The 24664-nt window shown below is 68.4% G+C and carries 22 protein-coding genes; 12 read left to right on the top strand and 10 right to left on the bottom strand.

Annotated features, from left to right (window positions below):
* Positions 1–10: 10 nt before the first annotated feature.
* From AKG07_RS01535 to AKG07_RS01550, 4 genes are all read left to right on the top strand, one after another.
* A complete protein-coding gene (locus tag AKG07_RS01535) occupies positions 11–217 on the top strand; it encodes a DUF3499 family protein (protein ID WP_053095653.1) in 207 nt (68 codons plus the stop codon).
* Between the two features lie 80 nt (positions 218–297).
* A complete protein-coding gene (locus AKG07_RS01540) occupies positions 298–1257 on the top strand; it encodes an efflux RND transporter periplasmic adaptor subunit (RefSeq protein WP_222839162.1) in 960 nt (319 codons plus the stop codon).
* The gene (locus AKG07_RS01545) at positions 1254–2108 is read left to right on the top strand and encodes an ABC transporter ATP-binding protein (RefSeq protein ID WP_082298012.1); all 855 of its coding nucleotides are present in this window, start codon (positions 1254–1256) and stop codon (positions 2106–2108) included. Before AKG07_RS01540 ends, AKG07_RS01545 begins: the two co-directional genes overlap by 4 nt.
* Positions 2105–3319, top strand: coding sequence for an ABC transporter permease (locus tag AKG07_RS01550; protein WP_053095654.1), 1215 nt, complete (start codon positions 2105–2107; stop codon positions 3317–3319). Before AKG07_RS01545 ends, AKG07_RS01550 begins: the two co-directional genes overlap by 4 nt.
* Before the next feature lie 32 nt (positions 3320–3351).
* Here the strand turns inward: AKG07_RS01550 and AKG07_RS01555 are convergent, their stop codons facing one another.
* Complete coding sequence (locus AKG07_RS01555; protein ID WP_053095655.1) at positions 3352–4161, bottom strand: RDD family protein; 810 nt, start codon at positions 4159–4161, stop codon at positions 3352–3354.
* Between the two features lie 16 nt (positions 4162–4177).
* Here AKG07_RS01555 and AKG07_RS01560 point away from each other — a divergent pair, with 16 nt between their 5' ends.
* Positions 4178–5170, top strand: a complete 993-nt coding sequence (locus tag AKG07_RS01560) for a stage II sporulation protein M (protein ID WP_053095656.1) — start codon at positions 4178–4180, stop codon at positions 5168–5170.
* A gap of 10 nt (positions 5171–5180) precedes the next feature.
* On the opposite strand, the gene AKG07_RS01565 is transcribed toward AKG07_RS01560, so the two are convergent.
* From AKG07_RS01565 to AKG07_RS01585, 5 genes are all read right to left on the bottom strand, one after another.
* Positions 5181–6488, bottom strand: a complete 1308-nt coding sequence (locus tag AKG07_RS01565) for a DUF58 domain-containing protein (RefSeq protein WP_053095657.1) — start codon at positions 6486–6488, stop codon at positions 5181–5183.
* On the bottom strand, positions 6489–7412 hold the full coding sequence (locus tag AKG07_RS01570) for an AAA family ATPase (RefSeq protein WP_222839202.1): 924 nt from the start codon (positions 7410–7412) through the stop codon (positions 6489–6491).
* A gap of 99 nt (positions 7413–7511) precedes the next feature.
* Entirely contained in the window at positions 7512–8705 is a 1194-nt protein-coding gene (locus tag AKG07_RS01575) for a DUF4350 domain-containing protein (protein ID WP_053095659.1), read from the bottom strand.
* A complete protein-coding gene (locus AKG07_RS01580; RefSeq protein ID WP_053095660.1) occupies positions 8702–9343 on the bottom strand; it encodes a DUF4129 domain-containing protein in 642 nt (213 codons plus the stop codon). Before AKG07_RS01580 ends, AKG07_RS01575 begins: the two co-directional genes overlap by 4 nt.
* Positions 9340–10779 carry a hypothetical protein gene (locus AKG07_RS01585; RefSeq protein WP_053099062.1) on the bottom strand — a complete coding sequence of 480 codons (1440 nt, stop codon included), beginning with the start codon at positions 10777–10779 and terminating at the stop codon, positions 9340–9342. The genes AKG07_RS01580 and AKG07_RS01585 overlap by 4 nt, the downstream gene beginning before the upstream one ends.
* 96 nt (positions 10780–10875) lie before the next feature.
* Here AKG07_RS01585 and mtrA point away from each other — a divergent pair, with 96 nt between their 5' ends.
* From mtrA to hpf, 5 genes are all read left to right on the top strand, one after another.
* On the top strand, positions 10876–11556 hold the full coding sequence (gene mtrA, locus AKG07_RS01590; RefSeq protein ID WP_053095661.1) for an MtrAB system response regulator MtrA: 681 nt from the start codon (positions 10876–10878) through the stop codon (positions 11554–11556).
* A 7-nt stretch (positions 11557–11563) separates the two neighbouring features.
* Entirely contained in the window at positions 11564–13240 is a 1677-nt protein-coding gene (gene mtrB / locus AKG07_RS01595; protein WP_053095662.1) for an MtrAB system histidine kinase MtrB, read from the top strand.
* On the top strand, positions 13237–14955 hold the full coding sequence (locus tag AKG07_RS01600; RefSeq protein WP_053095663.1) for a GerMN domain-containing protein: 1719 nt from the start codon (positions 13237–13239) through the stop codon (positions 14953–14955). The genes mtrB and AKG07_RS01600 overlap by 4 nt, the downstream gene beginning before the upstream one ends.
* A 109-nt stretch (positions 14956–15064) precedes the next feature.
* Entirely contained in the window at positions 15065–15754 is a 690-nt protein-coding gene (locus AKG07_RS01605) for a ComF family protein (protein WP_053095664.1), read from the top strand.
* A gap of 94 nt (positions 15755–15848) precedes the next feature.
* On the top strand, positions 15849–16505 hold the full coding sequence (gene hpf / locus AKG07_RS01610; RefSeq protein ID WP_053095665.1) for a ribosome hibernation-promoting factor, HPF/YfiA family: 657 nt from the start codon (positions 15849–15851) through the stop codon (positions 16503–16505).
* 63 nt (positions 16506–16568) lie between these two features.
* On the opposite strand, the gene AKG07_RS01615 is transcribed toward hpf, so the two are convergent.
* Both AKG07_RS01615 and AKG07_RS01620 read right to left on the bottom strand, forming a co-directional pair.
* The gene (locus AKG07_RS01615) at positions 16569–17906 is read right to left on the bottom strand and encodes a hypothetical protein (protein ID WP_053095666.1); all 1338 of its coding nucleotides are present in this window, start codon (positions 17904–17906) and stop codon (positions 16569–16571) included.
* 62 nt (positions 17907–17968) lie between these two features.
* A complete protein-coding gene (locus AKG07_RS01620; protein WP_053095667.1) occupies positions 17969–18571 on the bottom strand; it encodes a PadR family transcriptional regulator in 603 nt (200 codons plus the stop codon).
* Positions 18572–18735: 164 nt separating this feature from the next.
* Between AKG07_RS01620 and secA the strand changes: the two genes are divergently transcribed.
* Both secA and AKG07_RS01630 read left to right on the top strand, forming a co-directional pair.
* On the top strand, positions 18736–21543 hold the full coding sequence (gene secA, locus AKG07_RS01625; protein WP_053099063.1) for a preprotein translocase subunit SecA: 2808 nt from the start codon (positions 18736–18738) through the stop codon (positions 21541–21543).
* 67 nt (positions 21544–21610) lie between these two features.
* Complete coding sequence (locus tag AKG07_RS01630; RefSeq protein ID WP_053095668.1) at positions 21611–22837, top strand: pyridoxal phosphate-dependent aminotransferase; 1227 nt, start codon at positions 21611–21613, stop codon at positions 22835–22837.
* Here AKG07_RS01630 and AKG07_RS01635 read toward each other — a convergent pair.
* Complete coding sequence (locus AKG07_RS01635; RefSeq protein ID WP_053095669.1) at positions 22761–24002, bottom strand: AAA family ATPase; 1242 nt, start codon at positions 24000–24002, stop codon at positions 22761–22763. The two genes, AKG07_RS01630 and AKG07_RS01635, sit on opposite strands and share 77 nt — an antisense overlap.
* Positions 23999–24619 (bottom strand): hypothetical protein, encoded by a 621-nt coding sequence (locus AKG07_RS01640; RefSeq protein WP_053095670.1) that lies wholly within the window; start codon positions 24617–24619, stop codon positions 23999–24001. Before AKG07_RS01640 ends, AKG07_RS01635 begins: the two co-directional genes overlap by 4 nt.
* Positions 24620–24664: the final 45 nt, after the last annotated feature.

Consider the following 24664-nt stretch of genomic DNA (forward strand, 5'->3'; position numbering starts at 1 on the left):
CCTGGCGTGAATGGACGGAAGACTCTGCTCGAAGGTCGGCTGCGCGCGCGAGGCCGTGGCCACTCTCACCTACGACTACGGCGATCAGATGGCCGCGCTCGGGCCCCTGGGGATGGCGCGCCACCCGAACGCGCATGATCTGTGCGCACAGCATGCGGATCGCCTGTCCGTTCCCGCGGGATGGCTCGTCGTCCGGCACGAGGCGCTTCGCGCCTGATATACCGTCCGCATCGCCGACGGGGACACGCCGCCTCGGGGCGGGTGGGTCATCGACCCATGCCGATACGCTGACCGCGGATGCGCCAGGGCGGCGCCGCCGGAAAGGCAGCCGTGATCGTCTGGCGACGCTGGATCTTCCCTCTTCTTCTCGTTCTCGTCTTCGGCGCGTGCGCCGCGGCTCTCGTGAAGATCGCGTTCTTCCCGGACGCCACAGAGGCGATGGTCAGCCCCGAGTCGTCGATCGTCGATCCCGTCATCCCGGTCGAACGGGGCTCGGTGGTGAACGCTCTCACCCTGAGCGGCAACGTCGCACGCGATGACGCGTTCCCGGTGCGGTCGGAGATCACCGGAACGGTCATCGCGGTGCATGTCCCCGACGGGGCGACCGTCGCGGCGGGGCAGAAGCTCTTCACGATCAGGCAGGACGAGCCCAAGAAGGATGTGGACGTCGTCGCGCCGGAGGCCGGCGACGTCTCGGAGATCGCTCTCGTGAAGGGTCAGGCGACATCCACCGGAACCGAGATCTTCACGCTCACGCCCGCTCGCTACCACCTGCTCGCGACCGTCGAGCCGGTCCAGCTGTACCGCCTGGTGAATGCGCCGGCCGACGCATCGGTGACGATCACCGGGGGGCCCGCGCCGTTCGTGTGCACGGGAGTGCGGGTGCAGGTGAGCGCCGAGGGCACAGCGAGCGTGCGATGCGCGGTGCCCGGCGACCAGGTCGTCTTCGCCGGTCTGCCGGCGACGATGGATCTGGCACTCGGGCAGGTGGACGACGCGCTGGTGGTGCCGGTCACCGCTGTGCAGGGTGGTGCGGGCACGGGCAACGTCTGGGTCGATGCCGGCGACGGCGCTGAACCGGAAGAGCGAGCGGTCGAGCTCGGCGTGAACGACGGGGCCATGGTCGAGGTGGTCTCCGGCCTCGAAGAGGGGGAGTCGATCCGCCAGTTCGTCCCCGGCTTCGTCGCCCCGGTCGAGGAGGTCTGCTACGAGGTGGCTCCCGGAGTCGAGCAGTGCGACAGCGGGGTCAGCTGGTGACTCTCGTCGCGCTGAGCGATGTGACGAAGAGCGTGCGGCTCGCTGACGACTCGGAGCTGGAGATCCTGCGAGGGATCACGCTCGAGGTCAGTGCGGGCGATCACGTCTCGATCGTCGGCAGGTCGGGCTCCGGGAAGTCGACGCTGCTCAACATCCTCGGGATGCTCGACGCTCCGACCACCGGCTCCGTGTCGTTCGAGGATCGCGAAGTGCGTCGGATGCGGTCGGGGCGGCTGGACCGGCTGCGCGGCGACAACGTCGGCTTCGTGTTCCAACAGTTCAATCTGCTCCCGGGGCGCACCGCGCTCGACAATGTGATGATGCCACTCGGCCATGCGCGCGGTCGGCTGTTCTGGAACAGGAGGCAGATCGCCGCTGACATGCTCGGGAGAGTCGGCCTCGGTCATCGCATCGAGCAGGTCGCCGATCGACTCTCGGGAGGAGAGCAGCAGCGGGTCGCGATCGCGAGGGCCCTCGTGCGCAGGCCCGTGCTGATCCTCGCGGACGAGCCGACCGGCGCACTCGACATCGACACGGGCGCGTCCGTCATGTCGCTGCTCGACGAGGTCGCGACCGAGACCGACGCGGCGCTCGTGACCATCACGCACGACCTCCATGTGGCCGCCCGTGCCCGACGGCACTACCGACTCGACGCCGGGGTCCTCGAGCCTGCGGATCTCAGCCGCGCCTTCGAAGCCTCGACCCTCGCGGCGTCCGTTCCCTCCGCATCCGTTCCCTCTTCATCCGTCCCGTCCGCATCCGCACCGGCGGCTGCGTCCACCGGGGCCGAGATGCCGACACCCGACAGCATGCCGGCCATGCCGTACTCGCGTCGCGGAGCCGCGTCATGACCGGCATCCTCGGAGCGCTGTCGGATGCGTGGGCGGAGATCCGCGTCCACAAGCTGCGTGTGCTGCTCAGCCTGATCGGCATCGCGGTCTCGGTGGCAGCCCTCACCGGGGTCGTCGCCGTCTCGGAATATCAGCGTCAGTTCCAGGCGGAGCAGTCGGATCGCTGGGGAGGCAGGGCGGCGACCCTGGTCGTCACGATCAGCAGCGACGACGGGGCGCCGGTCGACTTCGACGCCTTCGATGAGAGGTTCACGCGCGTCACCGAGCGGTTCGAGTTCAGCCACACGGCCCGGATCGCGCAGGGCATGGTCGTTCCGGTGCAGCTGCCGGACGGCATCGTCGATGTCAACTCACGATTGATCGATCCGCTCTACTCCGAGATCCACCGCGAGCAGCTGCTCGTGGGCCGATGGATGCGGGATGCGGATGCCGACGCACTCTCCCCGCCCGTCGTGATCACGGAGGCGCTGTGGGATCGCATCGGTCGCACGCCCGTCGCGGAGCATCCGATTCTCACGCTCGCGGGGCCTGCGGGTGGCACTTATCAGGTCGTGGGTGTCGTGCCTCGCCAGGGGTTCGGAGACGAGGAGCTTCGGGTCGACATCCTCTACGACGCGTATCGTGCCCGCGTCGATGCTCTGCCGGAGGGCGCCTGGCCGCAGTACGAGGTCTGGCTCGGACAGGAGCAGGTCGACGAGATCGCACCGGTGCTCGCCATGGATCTTCGCGCAGGGCTCCCGGACGGGCAGACTGTGTCGGTGAGCCGCTCGGACTGGGCTGCTCAGCCGGGTGCGCTGGATGCGCAGGCGACCTTCGAGATGGTCACCGGCGGCATCGCTGCCGTGATCCTCGCGCTGGGAGCTCTGAGTCTGATCAACATCCAGCTCGTCGCGATGCGGCAGCGAGTGCGTGAGATCGGCGTGCGTCGCGCTTTCGGCGCCACCTCGGGCCGGGTCTTCTTCTCGGTCTTCCTCGAGAGCCTCGTCGCGACGACGGTGGCGGGGCTCGTCGGCATCGCGATCGTCGTCGCGGTGCTCCGTTCGGACTGGGTCGTCACCTCGCTGTTCTACGGGATCCAGGACGTTCCGCCGTTCCCGATGCGCGCGGCCTTCGTGGGGCTCGCCGCGTCGATCCTGGTGGGCGCCGTCGCTGGCTTCATCCCTGCACTGGTCGCCCTTCGCGTCAAGGTGATCGACGCGATCCGATTCTGACGGCGCCGGGGTTCGCGAAGAGACCGGTGTGCTCAGGCCCCGACGCGTCGGCCGGTGAGCTTCTCCGCTCGGCGGTCGGCGTTCTCCAGCGCTCTGCGCTCCCGCTCGCGCCGCAGCACGGTGATGCCGATGAGCGCAACCTCCGGGGCGGCCTGAGGCAGAGGCGAGACGAACGGCGATGCCTCGGTCAGGAGATCCTGCGCCACTCGGGCGCGAGCTGACGGGACCATCCGCTGAGCGCTCTGCAGGAACTGCGAGATGCGGCGCGCGAGACGGTCGGGGAGGCGCGCGACATCGGCGATCTGCGCCCAGCCGGCGAGCATCGGCGGCAGCACGGGGACGCTCGGGATCAGCTTCGGCGTGCGCACGCGCTGGCTGTAGGTGCCGGCGACCATGTCTCCCAGCCGCTGCGAGCGGGCGCTGAACGCTCCGGCGAGCACCGCGATGCTGCCCAGCGTCATGTAGATCTCGAGGACGCCGAGGAGTGCCCTGATGAACGCATGGCGGAAACCGGTCGCGCCACCGTCGAGTCGCACGATCCGACCCCCGACGGCGAGCTTGCCCAGGCTGCGGCCCTTGAGGGCGACCTCCATGGTGATCGGCAGCACCACGAAGCTGATCACGATCGAGGCGATCAAGGCGATCGTGTCTGTCGCCTGGGTCAGGACGCCGATGTCGAGGAGCCAGATCCGCAGGAAGATCGTCGACAGGAACACAGCGAGCCCGACCAGGAGGTCGATGATCGCGCCCGCGGCTCGCAACACGAAGCCGATCGGCTGCACGTCGATCGCGACGGCCTCGCCCGAGAGGACCTCGTCGGATGCATCGAGCGCGGCGGACATGAGTACAGTAAATCAGGTGGATGCCGATGCGCTGACAGATGCACGCCGCGCCGAGTGGGAACGGCTCGACCAGCTGAGCCGTGCTCGGCTCGACGGCGCGGGCGTCGACGAGCTGATCGTCCGCTACCGCGCGGCGTCCGCGGATCTCGCTGAGCTCAAGACCTCGGTGGGGGAGTCACCTCAAGGTGCGTACCTCTCGACGATCCTCGTGCGCGCGCGGCTGCGACTCACCGGGGCGTCCGACAGCATCCTCACCCAGACCGGCCGATTCTTCTCGCTGCAGCTGCCCGCCGCGCTCTATCGACTGCGCTGGACGACGCTCGTGATCGCGGCGTCATTCATCGCGATCGTCGTCGGGACCGCGACATGGATCTCCGCAGATCCGGCACTCCTCGCGACCCTCGGCCCGCCGGACCTGCTGGAGCAGTACGCCGACGAGAGCTTCACCGGCTATTACACCGAGAACCCGGCCGCGGTGTTCATGGGCATGGTCTGGTGGAACAACGCCTGGATCGCCCTGCAATGCGTGCTGTTCGGCATCACCGGCATCTGGCCGATCAACGTCCTCGTGCAGAACGCGATGGGGCTGGGCGTGTCGGGCGCCGTCATGGCCGCACACGACCAGGTCGATGTGATGATCCTCTACATCCTCCCGCACGGACTGCTGGAGATGACGTCGATCTTCGTCGCGGCTGCGGCGGGTCTGCACCTGTTCTGGTCGTGGGTCGCGCCGGGACACCGTTCGAGAGGCGAGTCACTCGCGTCCGAGGGACGCTCGCTCGCGACAGTGGCGATCGGACTCGTCTTCGCGCTGTTCGTGTCCGGACTGATCGAGGGATTCGTGACGGGGTGGGCGCTGCCCTGGCCGGTCAAGATCGGCATCGGCGTCGCCGCCCTCGCCGCGTTCCTCATCTATATGCTCGTGATCGGCGGTCGAGCGTATCGCCGCGGCGAGACCGGAGACCTCGTCGAGTACGAGGCAGGTACGCCCAGGCTCCTGGCCGGCTGACTCTCTGCGTTCAGAGGCGCCCGGCGGCCTTCAGCTCCAGGTACCGGTCTGCGATCCTCGGAGGCAGCGACTCGGGGTCAGCGGCGATCGCCTCGCCTCCCGCGCGGCGCACCGCGTCGGCCACGTTCTCCGCGTCGCGCATCGTGCGTTCGGCCGCCGCAGCGAGGTAGATCTCCTCCCGAGATCCGCGCCGCGTCGTGAGATCCGCGATGCCGTCGTCGGTGACCGAACCGACGAGGATCGATGTCGACCTGCTCGCGTCGGGGAACGCACCGAGGAATCCGCGAGCCGACTCAGCCGCATCCTGAGCGGTGAGCACCACGATGAGCGACGGACGGGTCGTGAGCGTGCGCACGGCAGCGAAAGCACCCGGCCAATCGGTGTCGACGAGACGCGCGTGCACCGGAGCCATCGCATCGGTCAGCGCCGGAAGCAGCGCTGTCCCCTCCACACCGGTCACGCGCGCCCGCACGACCCGGTCGTACATGAGCAGATGCACGTGGTCGCCCGCACGCGCGGCGAGGGCCGCGAGCAGAAGAGACGCCTCCAGGGCGGCATCGACCCTCGTGCCGTCGCCGACGCGCGCGGCGGCCGTGCGGCCGGTGTCGATGATGATCACGACGTGGCGGTCGCGCTCCGGTCGCCACGTCCTCAGCATCGTGGTGCCCGCGCGAGCGGTGGCGCGCCAGTCGATCGACCGCACGTCATCCCCTCGGACGTACTCACGGAGCGAGTCGAACTCGGTACCCTGACCGCGCACCTGGATGCTCGTGTTCCCGTCGAGCTCCCGCAGACGCGCGAGGCGGGAGGGGAGGTGCTTCCGCGACGAGAAGGCGGGCAGCACCCGGATGGTCCCGCGTACGAGGTGACGGGCCTGCCGGCCGGCGAGGCCGAGCGGACCGAGCGAGCGGATCATCACGAACTCGCTCGCCAGCTCGCCGCGACGTCGTGGCAGTAGGGGGATGGAGACGCGTCGCCGTTCACCCGGCGGGACGCTGAGTCGCTGACGGGCCTCACCCGCTCCGGCCGTCGGCTGCCAGGCATCGCGGATCAGCGCATGGAGCGTCCGGGGACCCTGATTCTGCAGCGCGACGCTCACGGGGACCTGCTCGCCGATGCGGGTGCGCGTCGGCACGCGCCTGGTCACGGCGACGGAGCGGGGGCTCGGAGCCAGCAGCACATCGACGACGATCAGCAGGACGCAGAGCAGCACCCAGATGCCGAGGGCGGCATAGGGCGGGAAGTCCGCCAGCCCGGCGAGGACGAGCGGGACGATGCCGACGGCGACGGCAAGCGCGAGACGGCCGGTGACGAACACCTAGATCGGCACCCTGGTCTGCTGGACGACGGATGTGAGCACGGCATCCGCGGACACGCCCTCCATCTGGGCGTCCGGACGGAGCTGCAGCCGGTGCCGCCAGACGGGGACGAGCATCGTCTGCACGTGATCCGGCGTGACGGCAGAGGATGCGTTGAGCCACGCCCACGCCTTCGCAGCGGCGAGCAGACCCGTGGAGGCGCGGGGGCTCGCGCCGAGCTCGACCGAAGGCGATTGCCTCGTGGCTCTGGCGAGGTCGACGACATAGCCGAGGACGTCATCGGTGACCTCGACGCGTCCTGCCGCATCCTGAGCCGCACGGATCTCGTCCGCGGAGACGGTGGCCTCCACGCCGGTGAGCTCGCGCGGGGAGAAGCCGGAGGCGTGCTTGCGCAGCACGGACACCTCGGCATCCCGCTCCGGCATTCCCACGACCAGCTTCATCAGGAAGCGGTCGAGCTGGGCCTCCGGCAGCGAATACGTGCCCTCGTGCTCGATCGGGTTCTGCGTCGCGGCGACGAGGAACGGGTCGGGCAGAGCTCGGCTGACACCGTCGGCGGACACCTGACGTTCTTCCATCGCCTCGAGCAGGGCGGCCTGGGTCTTCGGAGGCGTGCGGTTGATCTCGTCGGCGAGAAGGATGTTCGTGAACACCGGACCCGCACGGAAGTCGAACTCGCCCGTGCGGGCGTCGTAGACCAGCGAACCGGTGACGTCTCCCGGCATGAGGTCGGGGGTGAACTGCACGCGCTTCGTGTCGAGGCCGAGCGCCCGGGCGAACGATCGCACGACCAGGGTCTTCGCCACCCCGGGCACGCCCTCGAGCAGCACATGTCCTCGCGCGAGCAGCGACACCAGCAGGCCGGTCACCGTGCCCGCCTGGCCCACGACGGCCTTGTCGACCTCCGTGCGCACGCGGTGCATGGCCTGACGCAGCTCGGCGTCGTTGAAGTTCTCAGCGGTCACGTGGTGTCCTCGGCTTCCGGTCGGATGATGGATGGACGGCGGTTCGGCGGGGGCGGTTCATTCGGATCTCCGCTCCGTGAAGGACGAGGCGTCGACGGCGCTCTCGAGTTCCTGCAGTCGGCGCGCGAGGTCGATCAGTGACGGATCGTCGACGGGTGGCGCGCCCGCGAGCAGCTCGTGCAACGAGCCACGCGGCACGCGCAGCCGGTCGGCTGCGGCATCCGCGACCTCCTCGGCACTCGCGGTGACAGCGAGGCCGAGCCTGCGCGCCAGGCGGCGCCGGCTCCCGTCTCGGAGAGCTTCGCCCGCGTGCGCAGCGTCGCCGGCCTTCGCGGTCAGACGTGCGCGACCGTGCATGGTCTCCGAGGCGCGCACCGTCACCGGCAGCGTCTCGGCGACGAGCGGTCCGAAGCGCTGACCGCGCCACAGTGCTGCCGCGACGCCGGCCAGCATGAGCAGCAGGATGGCCGGTGTCACCCATCCCGGTGTGAGCGACCCGAGGGTGTCCTCGGTCTCGCCCTCGATGTCCGTGTCGCCGAAACTGGGCACGTACCAGACGACGCGCTCGGTCTGTCCGAGCAGCGCGAGCGCGAGTGCGGCGTTGCCGTCGTCTGCGAGATAGGCGTTGCTGAAGAGGCGCGCACCCTCGACGACGACATGCGTGGCTCCGTCGCTCTCATCGATGAGCACGGCCGCCGCGTCGTCGTCGCCGAAGCATCCCTCCACGCCGTCGGCGGGTGTGAACAGCCGATCAGGACGGATCGAGCCGACGTCCGCGAACTCGGGTGCGTCGCAGTCCGCCTGCACCGGGGTGAAATCCGGGGTGGCGTTGTCGCCGATCCTCAAGAGGCTCAGCAGGTGTGTGCTGCTCGACAGGAAGACCACCCGGTCGGCGGGCTCGATGAGCTCGGTGATCGCCTCGTCGGAGAGCGTGTACGGATTCGCCATCACGAGCGTGGCGTCGTCATCGAGCGCTTGGCGTGCCTCGGTGCGCGAACGGAAGACCGAGACCTCGACACCGTTCTCTTGCAGGATCTGCGCGATGGCCATGGCACCCGAGTCGCTCACGCTCTCGGGATCGAGCGAACCCCGCTGATCGGGCATGCGCACACCGACCTGAATCGCGACGAAGACGCCGCCGAGGACGAGCGCCACGATGATCAGCCATCCGAGCAGAGCTCGCGACCGTCGGCCTCGAGGCGCGCGTTCGGCGGTCGACGCGGGGACGTCCCGCTGCTCGAGAACACTCACGCGGTCACTGCTTCCGGGCGCAGGGCACTGAGACGGTCGTCTGTCGCTGCGAGCTCCGCGTAGCGATCAGCGGTCGCGGGATGCCGCAGATAGCGCACGTCATCGAAGAACACGGCGGCCTGGCGGACGGGCGTCGTCTCCGCAGGGAACACGACAGAGACCTCGCGCGCGATCGCCTGGGCCGTCGCGCCGGGGGACGGCTCGATGAGGTCGCGCTCGAGGAGTCCTCTCGCCAGCGCGCGGAACCGCAGGACCGTCGCCTCGTCCCAGTCCGCCGCTCGCGCGGCACGGTCGGCATCCGCACGCAGCTGCGCCGCCGAGCGGTCGTCCTCGGCGCCGAGAAGCCCGGCACCCGGCCGACGGATCGCCTGGGAGCGGCGAGGGCGACCCCAGATGATGAGGGCCGCCACAAGAGCGCCGAAGACGATGACGCTGACGACGATGAGCGCAGAGGGCCCGACGCTGGCGCCGTTGTCGGAGCTGAACAGATCGGCGAGGAACCGTCCGATGTCACGCGCGACGAGATCGAACCACGTCGGCTTCGCATCGGCATAGCGCGGGTCGGAGAGCTCCTGCTCGGCCCACTGTCTCGCCTCGTCTCCGTCGGGCACCAGCACATCGTCCAGCGGGCGGATCATGCAGATCCTTCGCTGCCCGCTCCGGGGGCCGCCCAGGTGGAGTCGTCCGCGGGCGCTGAGGATGCCGGGGGAGCGGCGGGCGCCGGTGCCGGCCGATACGCCGGTGGCTGAGGCGGGACGGTCGCAGCCGGCGGCGCGTACGGCGGCTGTGAAGGGGGAGGTTGAGTCGGGTACCCGTACTGCTGCCCGGGGTACGGCTGTGCCGGGTACTGCTGCCCGGGGTACGGCTGTGCCGGGTACTCCTGCCCGGGGTACGGCTGTGCCGGGTATGGCTGTGCCGGGTACGGCTGCCCTCCATACGGCTGCGCCTCATAGCCGGCCGGCGTCATCGTCGCCCATTCGGGCACCTGCTTGGGCGGCGGTGCACTCGAGACGGCGCGCGTGGCGTCGACGACGAAGGGGTCGCCGAGCTGTTCCTCCGTCCACCCCAGGTCGCGTCGCTCGACATGACTGATCAGCGCCTGGTCGAGACCCTCGTAGCGCATCCGACTGTCGAGATACACGAGGGTGCCTGCGGTGCTCTGCACCACGAGCGTGATCGCCTGCAGCACGAGGAGCAGGATCTGCGGGGCGAGGAGGGCGAAGACGAACCCCATGATCGCGGCAGTGTCCGCAGAGCCGGTCGGGGCGATGACCGATCCGAGCATCGAGCTCAGCAGCGACACGGGGAGATTCACGAGCTGCATCGCGGCACCCATGATGGCGCCGATCAGGAAGGTGACTCCCCAGGCGATCCAGAAGCGACCGCGGGTGAGTCGCCACGAGCGCACGAGCGCATCGCGGAGCTTCGCGCGCTCGAGGACGAGGATGGACGGCACCAGCAACAGCTTGGTCGTCAGCCAGACCAGGAGGGGGATCGTCGTGAGCAGGACGAGCAGCACGAGGATGACGACGCCGCCGATGGCCTCAGCGGATCCGCCGAGCCCGCTGGCGACGAAGCCGGCGACGATGACGAAGAGGATGACGATCACACCGAAGATGAAGATGACCGAGAGTGAAGCGAAGGCGGCCAGCCGCCAGAACGACGGGGTCATCTTGCGCCAGAGGGTCTTCAGCGTGGCCTTCACGCCGATCGCGGCGTAGCCGATCTCGGCTGCGACGACGCCCTGCATCAGAGCGGTGAACGCGACGGACGCGAGACCGACGGAGATGCCCGCGACGATGTTCATCGCGATCGTTCCGGCGAACACGGCCTCGAAGTCCGGGGAGGAGGGAGAGAGCGACTCGAGCCGCGTGAACGTCGTGACGAACACGAAGCCCATCACCGTGGCGCTGAGCACCACGACCGCGAGCTGGATGACGACGCCGAAGCCGAAGAGGACCTTGGGGTTGTGGCGCAGCGCTACGAACGACTTGCTCAACAGCATCCCGAACGTCAGCGGATGCAGGGGGATGATGCCCTTCTTCGGGGCAGGGGTCCATGTCTGGCCGCTCACCGGCACTCCCTCCGTCGTGCGCTCCCATCGTGTCACATGACCCGTCGGGCGCGTAGACAGGAGGACCGTGGTACTGAGTGCCATAAGGTAACAGTTATGACCTCACGCATTCTTGTGGTCGACGACGACACCGCGCTCGCCGAGATGATCGGCATCGTGCTGCGCACGGAAGGTTTCGAGCCGGTGTTCTGCGCCGACGGTGCGCGGGCGGTCGACGAGTGGCGCGCACAGCGTCCCGATCTCGTGCTGCTCGACCTGATGCTGCCCGGGATGGACGGCATCGAGATCTGCACGCGCATCCGTGCCGAATCCGGAGTCCCCGTCATCATGCTCACCGCCCGCAGCGACACCGCTGATGTGGTCAGAGGACTCGAGGTCGGAGCCGACGACTACATCGTCAAGCCCTTCAATCCGAAGGAGCTCGTCGCTCGTATCAGAACCCGACTGCGGCCCACGTCGCAGAACGTGGGGGAGCAGCTGCGCGTGGGAGACCTCACCGTCGACGTCGACGCCCATGAGGTGCGCCGCGGCACGGCTCCGATCGCTCTCACGCCCCTGGAGTTTCAACTGCTCGTCGCGCTCGCGTCGAAGCCCCAGCAGGTGTTCTCGAGGGAGATGCTGCTCGAGCAGGTGTGGGGTTACCACTACAAGGCCGATACGCGGCTGGTCAACGTGCACGTGCAGCGTCTGCGGGCGAAGGTCGAACTCGACCCGGACAACCCCAAGATCGTCATGACGGTACGGGGCGTCGGCTACCGTGCCGGGAGCGCGGGCTAGGCCCACGATGGCCGCGACCACAGCGACCACCACGGCGGTCGCTGTCATCCGCGACTGGCGTGGCTGGCCGACCGTCGTCCAGGCGTTGTGGCGCAGTTCTCTGCGATTCCGGACGCTCACGATCACGCTTCTGCTGACGTCCACCGCGATCCTGATCACCTGCGTGACGATGGCGCTGGTGATCCAGAACGATCTGTTCGAATCCCGCAAGAACGAGGCGCTCGAAGACGCGGCCCGCTCGGTGAACCAGGCGCAGGCGACCCTGGACGCGACGGCGCTGGGCGATGACCCGGCAGCCCTGCCGGAGCTGTGGGACAGCGTGCAGGAGGACCTCGGACGCAATTCGACGGCCGAAGGTCTTGCCGGATTCCGCATGGAGGTCGACCCCGACGTCCCGCTCAACGGCTTCACCGCCGGGCTGAGCGACAATCTGATCACTTCGGGCCTCAGGAACAGGGTGGTCGAGTTCGACGACTGGCAGTCCTGGCAGTCCGTATCACTCGAGGTCGGCGGCCGAGCTGTCCCCGGGATCATCGTGGGGCAGCAGCTGCGGGTTCCCGAGGCGGGGCCGTTCGAGATCTACTTCGCGTACGACCTCGCGGATGCAGACAACACTCTCACCTTCGTGCAGCGCACCCTGTGGGTCGCCGGCATAGGTCTGGTGGCGATCGTCGCCGCGATCTCCTTCATCGTTCTCCGCACCGTGTCGACGCCTATCGTCGAGGCCGCCGAGACGAGCGCACGTCTGGCCTCGGGCGACCTCGGCGTCCGCATCGACGTGCACGGGGAAGACGAGATCGCGACGCTGGGACGCTCCTTCAACGCCATGGCCGACAGCATCGAATCCCAGATCAAGGAGCTCGGCGAGCTGTCACTCGTGCAGCAGCGCTTCGTGTCAGATGTGTCGCATGAGCTGCGGACTCCGCTCACCACGATCCGCCTCGCCGCAGACATGCTGAACGATCAGCGGGAGGAGTTCGATCCGACGACCGCTCGCACCACCGAGCTCCTGCACACGCAGGTGCAGCGGTTCGAGACGCTGCTGTCGGATCTGCTCGAGATCAGCCGCTACGACGCAGGCTCCGTGCAGCTCGAGCTCGAGGCGACGAGCCTCGCGCATCTGGCAGAGGACATCATCGAGCAGATGCGCCCTCTCGCCGACGATCGCGGCAGCGAGCTGAGGCTCGTCGCCCCCGGCGGTTATTCGCCGGTCGACATGGATCCGCGGCGGGTGCGACGAGTGCTGCGCAACCTGATCGGCAATGCGATCGAGCACGGCGAGGGCCGACCGATCGTCGTCACCGTCGACAGCAATCAGCATGCGGTCGCCGCCGGCGTACGCGACTTCGGGCTCGGCATGGACCCGGCGGATGCCGAGCGGGTGTTCGACCGATTCTGGCGCGCTGATCCCTCCCGCCAGCGCACTCTCGGGGGCACGGGGCTCGGACTGTCGATCGCGCTCGGCGATGCGACTCTCCACGGCGGATCGCTCGCGGTGTGGTCCGAACTCGGCGTCGGGACGAACTTCGTTCTGACCCTGCCTCGCCGTGGCGATGCGACGGATGGGCCTTCGCCCATCCCGATCGAGCCGCAGGAGCCGCTCGCCGAACTCGGCGATGCCACGCAGCCGATCCAGCTCGCCGATGTCCCGGCGGAGCTCTTCGATCGAGGGAGCATCGAATGACCGCGCGGACTCGGCGCGCGCTGCGTGGTCTCGTGATCGCGGCGACCGTGCTCATCCTGTCAGCGTGCACAGGTCTTCCGACCAGCGGAGACGCACAGCCGGGAAAGCCTCTCGGGGCGTCCCCCGAGGGGCAGGACTTCCTCCCGCTCGCTTCGGGTCCGGTGGACGGCGCGGGGCCTGCGGCGATCGTCGAAGGCTTCATGGAGGCCGCGATCACCCCGGCCGACAACTGGAACACCGCTCGCAGCTTTCTCACCCCGGAGCTCGCATCGACCTGGCGTCCGAACACCGGCGTGTCGATCGATGTGAGCTCGGCGACCCGCTCGTTCAGCTCGAATGTCGACGAAGACGACGATGCCGATGACGGCGACACGGCCGACGTGAGGGTCGCCTTCGATCAGGTCGCCAGCGTCGACGCGACCGGAGCGTACTCCGAGGCGTTCGGCGCCTCGAACTCGGCCTTCGTGGTCGAACTCACAGACGGCCAGTGGCGGATCGCCGAGGCGCCGGACGGCGTGGTGATCGACGAATCCAGGTTCTCGCGCGTGTACGACGACTACGCGCTGCAGTACTTCGATCAGACGTGGGAACGACTCGTGCCCGATGTGCGCTGGTTCCCTCGACGCGCCACGGTGGCGACGACCATCGCGCAGTCGCTGATCGGCGGCGCGCCCAGCCCCTGGCTCGATCCGGCCGTGCAGAGCGCGTTCCCGCAGGAGGTGCAGCTCGCACGGGACTCCGTGCCGATCGACCCCGACCAGATCGCCGACGTCGCCCTGAACCGGGCGGCGCTGGGCCTCGACCCGACCACCCTCGCGCGCATGCGCACTCAGCTCCAGGCGACCCTGACCGCCGGGGGCGTGCAGATCGACCAGGTGCGCTTCACCGTCGACGGCCGCACACTGGAGGCCGGGGTCGTCGAGGTCGTGACGGACAAGGCCGATCCGGGCAGCCTCGTGCTGAAGGACGGGACTTTCGGCATGCTGGTCGGTGGAGAGATCACGCCGATCCCCGGCGTCTCGGACCAGATCGTGAACGCGGGTCAGCCCGTCACAGCTGTCGACGTGTCGGTCGACAGCTCCCACGCGGCCGTGCAGCTCATCGACGGGCACGTGTGGCTCGCAGGTGAAGGCAGCTTCAACGAGCTGGATGACCGCCCATCGCTGGTGCGGCCGTCCATGGATCCCTACGACTACACGTGGTCGGTCCCTTCGAACGCACCGGCGGCTCTGCAGGCGATCGGCAGCGATGTCGCCCCTCAGAGCATCGCGGGCGCGTGGCCGGAGGCCTCCTCCGTATCCGCCATCCGCGTCTCGGCGGATGGGGCCCGCGTCGCCGCGGCCGTCGTGATCGGGGGCGAGCGCTGGATCGTCGTGTCATCGGTGATCCGCGATGAGGCCGGGCTTCCGACCGAGCTCGGGCCCACCGAGCCGCTGGCGCAGCTCGACGGCGGCGCCATCGGCCTCGTCTGGCTGGGCGCGGATCGTCTCGGACTGCTGACGGATCCCGCAGACCGGATGGTCGTCACGCAGGTGGTAGGAGGGCCTGGCACGTCAGAGGTGGCTCCGACCGGCGCGGTGTCCCTGGCGGGTGCGCGCGCAGCCACCGGTCTGCGAGTGCTGGGCGCGGACGGCGCCGTGTTCGCCCGTGCGGGCTCGGCATGGAGCGAGTCGATCAGCGGAGTCTCACTTCTCGCGACGCGTGCGGGGCACTGAGCGCGACTGTCCCTGCACGGCCGTCCGACATCGACTGACAGTCCATGACGGCCGCGTTCCGCGCAGCCTCTGCAGCCCCGGCGCCGGACTGTTGCGAGAGCATCGACGGATGTCACCGCATCCACCGGCCCGCGCCGTAGGACTCGAGATACTCGCCCTTCTGCTCGCGGCGACCTGCGCGGGGTGCGACCGGCCCGAGACGCTGCTCTGCGGCTCGTGCCGACAGAGCATCCGACCGGAGCCGCTCGTCCGCCGCACGCCCGCCGGACTGGAGGTCCGCGCGGCGATGCCCTTCGAGTCGGTCGCGGCGCGATGCATCCGCAGGATGAAGGACGACGGCGAGACGCTGCTCGCTCGCCCGTTCGGATCGGCGCTGGGGGAGGTGGTCGACGTGCTCGAGGCACGCGCGGATGCCGATCGACCGCTCCACCTCGTGCCGATCCCGACATCGGTGGCCGCCTTTCGACGGCGCGGCTACCGGGTGCCCGAGCTGCTGATCCGGCGGGCGGGTCGGCTTCCCGACCGGTTGCTCGTTCTGCGGGGTCGGCGCACGGATCAGCGAGGCCTCGATTCCGTGAGCCGAGCGGAGAACGTCCGCGGGAGCATGCGAGCGCGACGTGTGCTCGAGGGGGAGACCGTCGTGCTCGTCGACGACGTGGTCACGACGGGTGCGACGTTCGATGAGGCGGCTCGCGCGCTGACAGACGCGGGCGCGCATGTCCTGGCAGCGGTCGCGCTCGCCGCCACGCCGCGTCACAGCGAACGGAATGTGAACGCATCGGGGACACGCAGCAACTGACCCGTGACATCCGAGGTCAGGCCGACTACCGTTGGGGGTCACAAGGCGACCACGGTCCGCCCTTGGCCGGGAGGACCGGGACAAGGAGGCAGCAATGGAAACGAGCATCGTTGGCGTCGGGGTGGGTATCACCGATCGATTCCGAGCCGTTGTCGAAGAGAAGATCGCCAAGATCCAGACGTTCGCGTCCCGTGCGCAACGGCTGGATGTCAAGGTCACCCACCGGGTGTACCGCAACGGTCACGTGCCGGACGAGACCGTGGAGCTCACGCTCGTCAGCAAGGGCCCCGTCGTGCGCGCTGAAGCCACGGACGGAGACAAGTTCGTCGCACTCGACATGGCCGTCGACAAGATGGCCGAGCAACTTCGTCGAGCGAAGGAGAAGCGAGTCGACGGACGTCAGCACCCACGCGGGGCGCACTTCGAGAAGGAGAGCGGAGCGCTGGAGGGCATCGATGTCCAGCCGGCATCCGTGGATGTCCTGCGGGCCGTCGCGACCGGCAACGTGCCGATCCAGAACGAGGACGACGAGGTCTACTCACCGGTGGTCATCCGCACCAAGAACTTCGGAGCGGAATGGATGACCGTCGAAGAGGCCGTCGACCGGATGGAGTTGGTCGGGCACGATTTCTTCCTGTTCGTGGACGTGCGCACCGACCACCCGAGCGTCGTCTACCGACGCAAGGGCTGGGATTACGGTGTGATCGCTCTCGAGACGCAGGCTCCGCCCACTGAGGCGCTCGCCTCCTGAGGCTGAGACGACGACGGCCCGGCTCCAGAGGGAGCCGGGCCGTCGTCGCGTTGTGCGACCGCGTCAGTCGAAGATGCCGTCGAGAATGCTGCCGATGACGAGGCCGCCGAGGATGCCCGAGGCGACGTCGCCGCCACCGCCGCGTCGGCCGCCGCCGCTCCAGCCGCCGCCGCCCCAGCCGTTTCCGCCGCCCCAGCCCTGATCCTGCGGCCGTGAGGAATCGATGTCGCGCTGGGCGAGCTGCAGGGCCTCAGAAGCCAGGTGTGCGACGCGTCGTGCACTGGCCAGAGCCTCGTCGCGCGTCTCTTCCGCCGGAAGCAGATCCGACAGATCGACCCGCAGCCTCTCGGCCTCGGCGAGGCGCGTGCGCGCGTCGGCGCCGATCCAGCCGCGGTGCCCGGCGATGAGTCCGCGGGCGACGCCGAGCTGGCGGTCGGCATCATCGATCGCATGCTGCACCTGCTGGATGCTGGGCAGCGGGTGCGCCTCGCGATGCCGAGCGGTGGCGATCGCGTCATCGAGAGCCGTGTTCGCGTCGCGCAGCTGCGACAGCTCGGCGAAGGGATCCCCGGGGGTGCCCGCGGGCGACAGGGCGCTCAGCGCGTCCTGCAGCGCGGAGACGGCGGCCGCGACGGCCGGCACCTGGGGGGCGGTGCGCGCGGCGATGAGGTCGTTGCGTGAATCCGCGACGACCTCGGCAAGGGTCGACTCCGCACGCAGCGCTTCGATCTCGAAGTCCTCCACGGCGTCGAGCAGCGCGGAAGCGCGCCGCGTGGCCTCGGTGGCGGTCTCCAGTGCGAGGTTCGCCTCCTCGTTCTGCTTCGCCGCGCGGCGACGCTCTGAGACGGCCGCGCCGTGCGTTGCGAACGCGATCAGCTGCTCTGCTTCGGCGGCGCTCGCCGTGATCTGGTGCATCGCCGAGTCCGAGTAACGCGCGGAGAGACGCGCGACGGTCTCGTTCGTGTGCGGGATCCGTGCGCTCAGCGCCTCGGCATCGGCACGCACCTGGGCGATGATCTCGGGTGCGCGACGCACCTTCGAGATCGATGCCGCGAGATCCGACGTCTTCTCGTCGAGCAGATCCTGCGCCCAATCGCACAGCTGGATGATCCGCGCGTTGCGGGTGCGGAGCTCCTCAGGCGTGTCGGGAATCTCATCGTGGTTGAGCTGGTGGAGCTGGAATGCCTCGCGCAGATGCGTGCGCACCGCAGCGAGCGCCTTCTTCAGGTCACGAGTCAGCTGCTCCCCGAGTTCGGCCTCCGCGAACGCCAGCTCGTCGGACGTGCTCCTGATGCGCTCGTCCGCCGAGACGAGTGCCTGCTCAGCGCGGCGAGCCAGGTCGGCGTCCTGTGCGGCCAGCTCTTCCTGCTCGCGCTTGCGTCTGCCCCATATTCCAGCCATAGGACTGATCCTAGTTTCCCGGGCGACGCCGCTGGCTGTGCATACGCTTGAGGCGAAACCCGTCAGACGAGTGCCGCCACGTCTGCCCTCGAAGGCCTGCCACGTTTGGGTCGATCGGTCGTCAACTCGAGAGCGAGGGCGTGGACAGGGTGCTGGGCGAGCCGGGTCTGCACATGGTCGAGCCAGCGGACCTCGGCCTCCGCCGTGAAGATCATCGAATCGACGACGAGCGACCATGCGAGCCCCTCGGGGCTGTCGTCCTCGCGCGTCGCCCTCGTCGCGGTGAGATCTGCGAGATGCTCTTCCGACGCCGCGCGCTGGGCCGCGATGACTCGGGCGGCGTCCGCGCCGGGGAGGGTTGCCGCCACAGCCAGCTTGATGGCGAGCTCGTTGCGCGTCGCCTGGCTTCGTGGCGCGGGAGACGCGAGCCAGCGGTCCACCTCGGACGCGCCGGTGGCCGTGATCTCCCAGTAGACGTGGCCGTGCTCGTCCGCTGCACCGCGAGCGACGAGCCCGTCACGCTCGAGGCGCTCGAGCGTGTTGTAGATCTGACCGACGTTGAGCGGCCATACCGAGCCCGTGCGGCGGTCGAACTCGTGCCGCAACTGGTAGCCGTAGCAGGGGCCCTGAGCGAGGATCGCGAGCAGACTCTGTCGGACCGACATATGGACCTCCCGGTGTCGTGGACCAATATATACATACTCGGAAACGCGTTGGAGGCACGCCATGCAGACGACGTGCAGGTCACGGACCGGTAACATGACAAGGTATGCCTGGCACGCGCCCGACACGCGGCGCCGCCGGAACCATCGACAGGGAGATGACATCTGTGGCCAATCCTCTTGAGAAGCTGCTGCGCGCTGGAGAAGGGCGGGTCATCCGACGCCTGAACCAGGTGGTCAAGGCCGTGAACGCGCTGGAAGAGGACATCTCCAAGCTCACGGACGACGAACTTCGCAACGAGACCACCGAGCTGCGTGAGCGGTTCGCGAAGGGCGAGTCGCTCGATCAGCTCATGCCCGAGGCGTTCGCCGCCGTGCGCGAAGCGGCGAAGCGCACCCTCGGTATGCGCGCGTACGACGTGCAGATCATGGGTGGTGCTGCTCTCCACCTCGGCAACATCGCAGAGATGAAGACCGGTGAGGGCAAGACCCTGGTCGCCACCTTCCCGGCGTACCTCAATGCGATCGCGGGCGAGGGCGTCCACGTGATCACGGTCAACGACTTCCTCGCGAGCTATCAGGCAGAGCTCATGGGGCGCGTGTACCGGGCCCTCGGCATGTCGACGGGAATCATCGTCTCGGGCCAGACCCCGGCTGTGCGCCGCGAGCAGTATGCGTCCGACATCACCTACGGCACGAACAACGAGTTCGGCTTCGACTACCTCCGCGACAACATGGCGTGGCGCAAGGAAGACCTCGTCCAGCGCGAGCACTACTTCGCGATCGTCGACGAGGTCGACTCCATCCTGATCGATGAGGCGCGCACGCCGCTGATCATCTCAGGACCGTCTTCCGGTGAGGCGAACCGCTGGTTCGCGGAGTTCGCGAAGATCGCGCGCACCCTCGAGGCGGGCGTCGACTACGAGGTCGACGAGAAGAAGCGCACCGTCGGCGTTCTCGAACCCGGCATCGAGAAGGTCGAGGACTACCTCGGCATCGACAACCTGTACGAGTCCGCGAACACGCCGCTGATCTCGTTCCTCAACAACTCGATCAAGGCCCTCGCCCTGTTCAAGAAGGACACCGACTACGTCGTCATGAACGACGAGGTCATGATCGTCGACGAGCACACCGGTCGCATCCTGGTCGGACGTCGCTACAACGAGGGCATCCACCAGGCCATCGAGGCGAAGGAGGCCGTGCCGGTCAAGGCCGAGAACCAGACTCTCGCCACGGTCACGCTTCAGAACTACTTCCGCCTGTACGACAAGCTCGCCGGCATGACCGGTACAGCCGAGACCGAGGCGGCCGAGTTCATGTCGACCTACAAGCTCGGTGTCATCCCGATCCCGACGAACCGTCCGATGATTCGCAAGGACCAGTCCGACCTCGTCTACAAGAACGAGACCGCCAAATTCGCGCAGGTGGTCGAGGACATCGCCGAGCGTCACGCGCAGGGGCAGCCGGTGCTCGTGGGCACCGTGAGCGTCGAGAAGAGCGAGTACCTGTCGCGGCTCCTCGCGAAGAAGGGCGTCAAGCACGAGGTCCTCAACGCGAAGAACCACGCGCGCGAGGCCGAGATCGTCGCACGCGCAGGGCGCCTCGGCGCCGTGACCGTCGCCACCAACATGGCCGGTCGTGGAACCGACATCATGCTCGGCGGCAACGCCGAGTTCCTCGCCGTGCAGGAGCTCAAGGGCAAGGGACTCGACCCCGTCGAGACGCCCGAGGAGTACGAGATCGCGTGGGACGAGACGTACGAGGCGATGAAGTCCATCGTGTCCGAAGAGGCCGAGAAGGTCATCGAGGCCGGTGGGCTCTATGTCCTGGGCACGGAGCGCCACGAGTCGCGCCGCATCGACAACCAGCTGCGCGGTCGCTCGGGCCGTCAGGGCGACCCTGGTGAGAGCCGTTTCTATCTGAGCCTCACCGACGATCTCATGCGCCTGTTCCAGTCGGGCGCCGCCGAGGCGATCCTCGCGCGCACCAACTTCCCCGACGACGTCCCGATCGAGTCGGGCCTGGTGTCGCGGGCGATCCGCAGCGCGCAGTCGCAGGTCGAGTCGCGCAACGCCGAGATGCGCAAGAACGTCCTCAAGTACGACGACGTCCTGAACCGTCAGCGCGAGGCGATCTACGCCGACCGCCGCCACATCCTGCAGGGCGATGACATCGCCGACCGCGTCCAGCACTTCATCGAGGACGCGATCAGTGGAGTGGTGCGCGATCACACCGGCGAGGGTCACAACGAGAGCTGGGACTTCGACGCACTCTGGACCGAGCTCAAGACGCTGTACCCGGTGAGCGTGACCATCGACGAGGTCGTGTCCGAGGCTGCCGGCCGCAAGGGTGGCATCACCGCAGAGGGTCTGACCCGCGAGCTGCTGTCGGACGCGAAGATCGCATACGAGACTCGTGAGGAGTCGCTCGGAGAAGCGGCGACGCGTGAGCTCGAACGACGCGTGGTGCTGCAGGTGCTCGATCGCCGCTGGCGCGACCACCTCTACGAGATGGACTACCTCAAGGACGGCATCGGTCTCCGTGCGATGGCGCAACGCGACCCGCTCATCGAGTACCAGCGCGAGGGCTACGCGATGTTCCAGTCGATGATGGGGCAGATCAAGGAGGAGTCGGTCGGCTACCTCTACAATCTCGAGGTCGAGGTGCGTCGGGCGGGCGATTCGCAGACGGCCGAGGTCGAGGCGAAGGGCCTCGCCGAAGACGGTGGAGACCAGCGGCTCGAGTACTCCGCCGCGAACGACGCCGGCGAGGTCGAGGTCCGCAACGACCGCGGTCAGGTTCAGCAGGCCGCGACCGAGAAGCTTCGTCAGGCAGCGGCCGCGCGTCAGGTGCCCGCCGAGGAGGCCGAGTCGGCTGAGGCTCCGCGCGGCGCGTTCGGGCAGCGCACCGAGGGCTCGGCAGCTCCCGCGGGCAACCGCGAGCAGCGGCGGGCGCAGGGCAAGAAGAAGAAGTAGCAGAGCGCAGGACGAGGGGCCGGTCCGTGGGGATCGGCCCCTCGTCGCGTCATTGTAGGCTTGCTCAATGACACCAACGCGCCACTTCGACCAGTCGTCGAAGCTCAAGAACGTCCTGTACGAGATCCGTGGAAACACGCTCGTCGAGGCGGCGCGGCTCGAGGCCGAGGGACATCGGATCCTCAAGCTCAACACGGGCAACCCCGCCATCTTCGGCTTCGAGGCACCCCACCAGATCGTGCATGACATGCTGGCGGCGCTTCCGACCGCTCACGGGTACAGCGACAGCAAGGGGATCATCTCGGCACGGCGAGCAGTCGTCAGCCGGTACGAGGAGATCCCCGGGTTCCCGCGGTTCGATCCCGAGGATGTCTTCCTCGGCAACGGCGTCTCCGAGCTCATCACGATGACGATGCAGGCTCTTCTCGACGAGGGCGATGAGGTGCTCATCCCGGCACCCGACTACCCGCTGTGGACAGCCATGACGAGTCTCGCCGACGGCACCCCGGTCCATTACCTGTGCGATGAGGACAACGGATGGCAGCCCGACCTCGAGGACATCCGATCCAAGATCACTCCGCGCACCAAAGCTCTCGTCATCATCAACCCCAACAACCCGACCGGCGTGGTCTACTCACGCGAAGTTCTCGAGGGCATGGTGCAGATCGCCCGTGAGAACCAGCTGCTGCTGCTTTCCGACGAGATCTACGATCGCATCCTGTTCGATGATGCGGTGCACATCCCGACGGCGACCCTGGCGCCGGACCTGCTGTGTCTGACGTTCAACGGGCTCTCGAAGACCTACCGGGTCGCCGGCTTCCGGTCCGGGTGGCTCGTGATCACCGGGCCGCAGGACCACGCGAAGGGGTTCCTCGAGGGGATCAACCTGCTCGCCTCGACGCGTCTCTGCCCGAACGTCCCCGCCCAGTACGCGGTTCAGGCGGCTCTCGGGGGAGTGCAGTCCATCGACTCGCTGATCGCGCCGACTGGGCGCCTGCATGAGCAGCGTGACATCGCCTGGAAGGGACTCGAATCGATCCCCGGTGTCTCGTGCGTCAAGCCCGTCGGCGCGTTGTACGCCTTCCCTCGTCTGGACCCGAACGTCCACGAGATCAGGGACGACGCGAAGCTGGTCTACGACCTGCTGGTCTCCGAACACATCCTCCTCGTGCAGGGAACCGGCTTCAACTGGCCGACCCCCGACCACCTCCGACTCGTCACGCTCCCCGAGCCCCGCGTGCTCGCAGAAGCCGTCGAGCGCCTCGGGAACTTCCTCTCGAGCTACCGCCAGTAGGCGGCTCTGCTGATGTGGAGACGAGAGTCTCCACGACGCGGCGCACGCCGGCGACGAGGGACGAGCGCGGAGTGAGGTCCGCCATCGCTCGGGCGTGCAGGAGGGCGGCGTCGGCGGCCCGCTGATCGAAAGGGAGGAACGCGACGTCCGTGATGCCGGCGAACCTCTCGAGCGTGCGCCGGATCTGACCTCGCGCATCCATGCCCAGGGGGCCGGGGCGCACGCGGTTCACCACCACTCTGATGGGCGTCGGGGTCGTGAGCCGTCGTAGCTCGGCATGCTCCCTGATGAACCTGCTCATGCCGAGCGGGTCGGCCGCCGCGATGGCGATGATCAGGTCTGCCTCCTGCAGCGCGGCAACTGTGGCTGCGTGGCGACGCGGGCCGGTGAGGTCGTACGTCGCCTCATCGTCGGCGTCGAAGGCGCTCGCCACGTCGACGACGGTCTCCTCTGCCCAGCTGCGGCATGCGCGCAGCGTCGCCTCCAATCGACGTGCGCCGAGTTCCGGCCAGCGCCCAGGGCGATTGATGCCCCCGAGGACCTCGATCTCTCCTGCGCTCGTCTCGAGGACGGTCGCCAGCCGCGTGAGTTCTGCCGAGTCGAGTGCGCCGAGTTCTGCCCGACGGCACGCGGCGGCGATCCCGGGTGCATCATCGCTGAGTCCCAGCAGCAGCGCGAGGGAGGGAGCGACGGTGTCGGCATCCACCAGGGCAGTGCGGCGTCCTGCCCTGGACAGCTCGACGGCGAGCTGGATCGCGACGGTCGATCGTCCCGGCGCACCGGACGGACCCCAGACCACCGTGACACGACGCGGAGATTGCGCGATTCGCTCGACGGAGCCCGCAAGGTCGGCGGTGAGCGCGGCAGCGATCTCCCAGCCGCGCGCTTCTTTCGGGAGTGCGGCCGCGAGGCCGTAGCGCCCGAGCAGTCTGCTGTCGCCGTCGCCGAGCGGCAGGATCCGCACCCCTGCCCTGTCGCAGTCGGCGACCAGCGCGGGCGTCAGCACCGCGCGGCTGGCGGGAACGATGACGGCATCGACGCCGTCGGGCAGGGGCAGGATCCTGCTCGGCGCGACGACGGAAACCACGCTGATGCCTTCGAGCTCGAGTTCCTCGGCCAGGGTGCGTGCACGGGAATCGGGTAGCGCGATGACTACCGACGTCACGAGGTCGAGCCGATCGGCACGACGGACAGGACAGAGCCGCCGGTGATCGCGGACAGCACATCGGCGACATCCGCTCGGTCGATCACGATCTCAGCCGTGGTGCCGTCGGCGGCGAGCATTCCTTCGGTCTTCGTCACCGATGTGACGATCGCATCGGCGACGAGGATGCGCGGCGTCCCCGGGAGGGCGCCATCGTCCACCGGAGGAGAATGCCAGAGTTCGATGATGCTCCCGGCGCCCACATCGGCCGGGATGCCGGTGCTGCTTTCGACGACGATCGTGGTGGTTCTGTTCGCATCCGCGTCCTCGGCGGCAGAAGTCGGCATCAGCTCGCCGTCGACGACCGTCCGGGACGCGATCTGACCGGGCCGAAGGTCCTGGGGCGCGAGGTAGCGATCCGAGACGGAGCCGAGTCCCACGTCCACCACCTCGAAGTCACCGGAGACGAGCGCTTCGCCGAGCGGTATCGTTCGCGTCGCCTGGAGTACCGGTGTCGTGGCGCCGGAGGAGGAGACGACGGCCCACACGCCGGCGACAGACAGCGCGACTACGGCGATGCCGATCAGGAAGCGGGCGTCACCCCAGACGGCACGCCGTGAACGGGAGAACTTGCTCATGGCGACATGGTCACAGAAATCGCCGCGGCTGCTCGAGACTTATCC

Origin of the sequence: Microbacterium sp. CGR1 (assembly GCF_001266755.1) — a bacterium.
Lineage (GTDB): Bacteria > Actinomycetota > Actinomycetes > Actinomycetales > Microbacteriaceae > Microbacterium.

Bases quoted from the DNA above. Each gene is read 5' to 3' on its own strand.
- AKG07_RS01535 (WP_053095653.1), top strand. From the start codon at position 11: ATGGACGGAAGACTCTGCTCGAAGGTCGGCTGCGCGCGCGAGGCCGTG.
- AKG07_RS01540 (WP_222839162.1), top strand. From the start codon at position 298: ATGCGCCAGGGCGGCGCCGCCGGAAAGGCAGCCGTGATCGTCTGGCGA.
- AKG07_RS01550 (WP_053095654.1), top strand. From the start codon at position 2,105: ATGACCGGCATCCTCGGAGCGCTGTCGGATGCGTGGGCGGAGATCCGC.
- AKG07_RS01555 (WP_053095655.1), bottom strand. From the start codon at position 4,161: ATGTCCGCCGCGCTCGATGCATCCGACGAGGTCCTCTCGGGCGAGGCC.
- AKG07_RS01570 (WP_222839202.1), bottom strand. From the start codon at position 7,412: ATGCACCGCGTGCGCACGGAGGTCGACAAGGCCGTCGTGGGCCAGGCG.
- AKG07_RS01580 (WP_053095660.1), bottom strand. From the start codon at position 9,343: ATGATCCGCCCGCTGGACGATGTGCTGGTGCCCGACGGAGACGAGGCG.
- mtrA (WP_053095661.1), top strand. From the start codon at position 10,876: ATGACCTCACGCATTCTTGTGGTCGACGACGACACCGCGCTCGCCGAG.
- mtrB (WP_053095662.1), top strand. From the start codon at position 11,564: ATGGCCGCGACCACAGCGACCACCACGGCGGTCGCTGTCATCCGCGAC.
- AKG07_RS01600 (WP_053095663.1), top strand. From the start codon at position 13,237: ATGACCGCGCGGACTCGGCGCGCGCTGCGTGGTCTCGTGATCGCGGCG.
- AKG07_RS01605 (WP_053095664.1), top strand. From the start codon at position 15,065: ATGTCACCGCATCCACCGGCCCGCGCCGTAGGACTCGAGATACTCGCC.
- hpf (WP_053095665.1), top strand. From the start codon at position 15,849: ATGGAAACGAGCATCGTTGGCGTCGGGGTGGGTATCACCGATCGATTC.
- AKG07_RS01615 (WP_053095666.1), bottom strand. From the start codon at position 17,906: ATGGCTGGAATATGGGGCAGACGCAAGCGCGAGCAGGAAGAGCTGGCC.
- AKG07_RS01620 (WP_053095667.1), bottom strand. From the start codon at position 18,571: ATGTCGGTCCGACAGAGTCTGCTCGCGATCCTCGCTCAGGGCCCCTGC.
- AKG07_RS01630 (WP_053095668.1), top strand. From the start codon at position 21,611: ATGACACCAACGCGCCACTTCGACCAGTCGTCGAAGCTCAAGAACGTC.
- AKG07_RS01640 (WP_053095670.1), bottom strand. From the start codon at position 24,619: ATGAGCAAGTTCTCCCGTTCACGGCGTGCCGTCTGGGGTGACGCCCGC.